Genomic DNA, 472 nt, shown 5'->3' with positions numbered 1-472 from the left:
CCGGGGAGCCGCACCGCGCCGCGATGCGCCGGCCAGATGCCGACCAGCGCCTTGGAAAGCGAGGTCTTGCCCGACGCACTCGCCCCGAGCAGCGCCAGCCCTGCACCGGCCTTGAGCGAAAACGTGACGCCGGACACGATCGGCATGTCGAAGCCGGGCGCCGCCACCGCGAGATTCTGCACCGACAATTCGCGGCAGGGACGCGGCAGCATGACCGGCGGCGCCGGCGGCGGCGCGGTCGCCTTGCAGATGTCGCGCAGGCGCGTGAGCCCCTGGCGGGCGGCGGCCAGCTGCTTCCAGGTGCCGAGCGCGAGTTCGACTGGCGCGAGCGCGCGCCCCATCAGGATCGAGGACGCGATCATGACGCCGCCCGATGCCTTGTCGGCGATGACGAGATAGGCGCCGATGCCCAGCATGCCCGATTGCAGAATGTAGCGCAGCACCTTCGCGGCCGAACCGAGATTGGCATAGA

At 70.8% G+C, this 472-nt stretch carries 1 pseudogene; it reads right to left on the bottom strand.

Annotated elements, in window-relative coordinates:
* Positions 1 to 472, bottom strand: a pseudogene (locus tag CQ12_RS46810) (type I secretion system permease/ATPase); the annotation flags it as partial.

Origin of the sequence: Bradyrhizobium jicamae (genome assembly GCF_001440395.1) — a bacterium.
GTDB lineage: Bacteria > Pseudomonadota > Alphaproteobacteria > Rhizobiales > Xanthobacteraceae > Bradyrhizobium > Bradyrhizobium jicamae.
This window is presented reverse-complemented; position numbering and strand designations above follow the sequence as displayed.